The organism is Microcystis sp. M49636_WE2 (genome assembly GCF_030065375.1).
Taxonomy (GTDB): domain Bacteria; phylum Cyanobacteriota; class Cyanobacteriia; order Cyanobacteriales; family Microcystaceae; genus Microcystis; species Microcystis aeruginosa_C.
In genome coordinates this window covers 1-3,391 of the sequence record NZ_JASJFG010000521.1, presented here as the reverse complement: position 1 = coordinate 3,391, position 3,391 = coordinate 1, and the positions used below count along the sequence as shown (strand labels likewise).

Below are 3,391 nucleotides of genomic sequence, written 5' to 3'. Positions count from 1 at the left end.
TTTGAAAATTAACTTGAGCGTAATTAGGATTGAGTACCGGCTGGCCATTTAATTCCCAGTCGGGGGGAACTATTCCCGAATATTTGAGGAAATCAACCGTTAGCATGGCGGGATTGAGGCTTTTGGCTGTAATTGCGATGGCAAGTTCTTGTATTTCCCGCAAACTAGCCAGAGCTTGATTGGAGTTATTGTCAGTGGTGGCAGTCATCAATTTTCTCCTTGCATATTTAAGTTTTATCTTTAGGGCTACAGTTAAATTATTCCGGGTCTCGGAGGCCTAGTCACTAATCAACTTAGACAAAGGACAAGAGAGCCATTCCAGATAACTATTACTCAATTCTTTCACAGCTAATTCATAGAACCTCTGACCGTGTTCGGGAGTGGCTAAAGCAGGATTGGAACCCATACGACCATCGGGGTAGTTTTGGCGAAAATTAGCCGCACCGTAAATACCATGACCAGAAGCCACTTTTTCGGATAAAAAGGCATTTTTAAGGCTCTCAGGGTAAAGATACTGAGTTAACGCCACTTCGCTCGGTGTAGCGTGGGAACCCTCCTGATCTCCATACAATTCTTTGGCTAAAAGATAAACATCTCGCACCATAAACCAATTGGCCACTTGACATTTAACCTCGTTTGTGTTAGGCAAATTAAGGGAATCCAAATGATAATAGGTTTCCGCAAAAGCGGCTTTTAGGGTGGCAATATTGCCCCCGTGACCATTAATAAAGAAAAATTGACGAAAACCCGCTCTAGCTAAACAAGTCACATAGTCGAGGATTACTTGAATCAAAGTGCTAGGACGAAGGCTAATTGTACCGGGGAAAGCCGTATGGTGTAGGGCCATACCGACATTTAAGGTAGGTGCTACCATTGCTCCTACCTGTTTCCCCACTCCTTTAGCGATCGCCTCAGCACATAGAGCATCTGTACCAATCAGTCCCGTCGGCCCGTGTTGTTCCGTGGAACCAATGGGAATAATAATTCCCTGAGATTGTTCTAGATAGGATTCCACCTCTAACCAGGTAGATAACTGTAATAACATTCGGCTCTAGCCTTCCAAAACGAGTGCGGGTTGACAAATTGAGATAAAATCAAGACGAATAATCAAGTATTTTTATGTTAACCCTTGACACCCCCCCCTTGTCGGTGAGTACGGATTTCGTTCCCAATCATCGGATTTTAATCGTTGAAGATGAAGAAGTGATTCGGGATATGATTATTTTGGCTTTGGAAGAAGAAGGTTACGAGGCTCTCGGTGTTAGTGATGGTCGCGTTGCCCTAGAATTACTGCAAAGTCAAGAATCTAATCACGGTGAGTCTCGTTTTGATTTGGTCGTTTTGGATTTAATGTTACCCCAAGTCAACGGTCTTGATATCTGCCGTCTGTTGCGCTATCACGGCAATATTATCCCGATTTTAATTTTAAGTGCTAAGGCCAGCGAAACCGATCGAGTTTTGGGTTTAGAAGTAGGTGCCGATGATTATCTGACTAAACCCTTTAGTATGCGCGAATTAGTCGCTCGTTGTCGCGCTCTGATTCGTCGTCAAGGATTTACTTCCCTAGCTGCCGCTACCGTGCGCAAATTCCGCGATGTTCTTCTCTATACCCAGGAATGTCGGGTGACAGTGCGAGATGAAGAAATTAACCTTTCTCCTAAAGAATTCCGTCTCCTCGACCTATTTATGAGTTATCCGCGCCGAGTTTGGTCAAGAGAGCAATTAATTGAACAAATTTGGGGGCCAGATTTTTTAGGAGACACCAAAACCGTCGATGTTCACATTCGCTGGTTACGCGAAAAACTAGAAATCGATCCCAGTCAACCGGAATACCTGATTACTGTACGCGGTTTCGGTTATCGTTTTGGCTAGGTGAGCGATTATATTTTCAAGTTTAGCGATCGCCGCTCGCGCAGACAATGACTATTTTCGCTTTTATTTTGGGAGTAGTTTTAGGTTTGAGTATTTGTTACTGGCAAGTCTCACGCTTAAATAGAGAGTTAAAGCGAACCCTAAGCGCTCTCTCGGATTCGGCGGATTTGTCGGCTTCTTTTCCCGTTACCTCCCTAGTGCGTCGAGAATTACAGTTTCTCTCCCAAAGTCTGCAAGAGCGAGAAAAGAGCTTAGAAATTCAGAAATCCTTGCTAGAACGAGCGCCGATCGCCTATCTTCATGTGGATGCCGATAATCAACTGCTCTGGTGTAATCAACAGGCAATTACCCTCTTAAAACTCGATCGCTGGCAGCCAGATCAGGTGCGTCTGCTGCTGGAATTGGTGCGATCCTACGAATTAGATCAATTAATTCAAGAAACTCGCCAAAAACAGAGTCCACAGGTGCAAACTTGGACTTTTTACCCGACTAATTATCCTGTCACCCCTATTAGCGATCGCCAAGTGATTGCTCCTAAATCGATTGCCTTGAAGGGTTACGGTTATCCCTTGCCAGAAGGTCAAATCGCTGTATTTATCGAAAATAGACAGCCTTTAGTGGAATTATCGCAAAATCGCGAGCGAGCTTTCTCTGACTTAACTCACGAGTTACGCACTCCCTTAACCTCCATTTCTCTCCTTACCGAAGCTTTACAAAAACGCCTGCAAGCTCCCGAAAGACGCTGGTTAGAACAAATGGGGAAAGAAGTGGAGCGTTTGAGTCAATTAGTCTGCGATTGGCTAGAAATCAGTGAATTACAAGCGGATGCGGGGCGATCTTTACAATACCAGATAATTAATCTAGAGGAATTAATCAGCGCTGCTTGGCAGACTGTCACCCCAATAGCCGCCCAAAAACAGATTAGCTTAGATTATTCCTCTCCGGTGGATTGGACGCTGGAAGTGGATCATTCTCGTCTGCTGCAAGTTTTCCTGAATCTCTTTGATAATGCCATTAAGTATAGTCCCGATCAGGGGAAAATTCGCCTAGAAATTCGAGAAATATCCGATACTATCGGGGAAAAATGGCTGAAAATTGACGTTATCGACAACGGGAAGGGATTTAACGAAGCGGATCTCCCCTACGTTTTTGATCGGCTCTTTCGCGGTGATCCTTCCCGCACCCGTCAAAAACAAGGCACAAAGGATTATAGTACCGGTTTAGGTTTATCGATTGCCAAAGAGATTATTCAAGCCCATGGCGGTTCGATCGTCGCTCAAAATGATCCTAACACCGGCGGCGCTCGCCTACAAGTCACTCTCCCCCGTCAAAAAAATTAGGTGGGAATTATGAATTATGAATTATGAATTATGAATTGGCAGCAATTCTCATTTTAAAAAGTAACAAGTGATACAGACAGAAACAAAGCTTTAAGCAGGCTACAAAATGCGCTCCCGCGAGTGCGACTGCATCGCAGAGAAGTGAGTATATAGAGTATTTATACTCAAAATATTTGAAA

Annotated in this window: 3 protein-coding genes and 1 pseudogene; 2 read left to right on the top strand and 2 right to left on the bottom strand. The window is 44.1% G+C overall.

The features are described 5' to 3' along the window. Window positions 1–208, bottom strand: a pseudogene (locus PX484_RS12180) (hypothetical protein); the annotation flags it as partial. Between the two features lie 69 nt (window positions 209–277). Then, window positions 278–1,045 (bottom strand): creatininase family protein, encoded by a 768-nt coding sequence (locus PX484_RS12175; RefSeq protein WP_002801074.1) that lies wholly within the window; start codon window positions 1,043–1,045, stop codon window positions 278–280. A gap of 74 nt (window positions 1,046–1,119) precedes the next feature. Between PX484_RS12175 and PX484_RS12170 the strand changes: the two genes are divergently transcribed. After that, window positions 1,120–1,872 carry a response regulator transcription factor gene (locus tag PX484_RS12170; protein WP_287768485.1) on the top strand — a complete coding sequence of 251 codons (753 nt, stop codon included), beginning with the start codon at window positions 1,120–1,122 and terminating at the stop codon, window positions 1,870–1,872. A 47-nt stretch (window positions 1,873–1,919) separates the two neighbouring features. Then, a complete protein-coding gene (locus PX484_RS12165; RefSeq protein ID WP_002801072.1) occupies window positions 1,920–3,212 on the top strand; it encodes a sensor histidine kinase in 1,293 nt (430 codons plus the stop codon). Window positions 3,213–3,391: the final 179 nt, after the last annotated feature.

Bases quoted from the DNA above. Each gene is read 5' to 3' on its own strand.
- PX484_RS12175 (WP_002801074.1), bottom strand. From the start codon at position 1,045: ATGTTATTACAGTTATCTACCTGGTTAGAGGTGGAATCCTATCTAGAA.
- PX484_RS12165 (WP_002801072.1), top strand. From the start codon at position 1,920: ATGACTATTTTCGCTTTTATTTTGGGAGTAGTTTTAGGTTTGAGTATT.
- PX484_RS12170 (WP_287768485.1), top strand. From the start codon at position 1,120: ATGTTAACCCTTGACACCCCCCCCTTGTCGGTGAGTACGGATTTCGTT.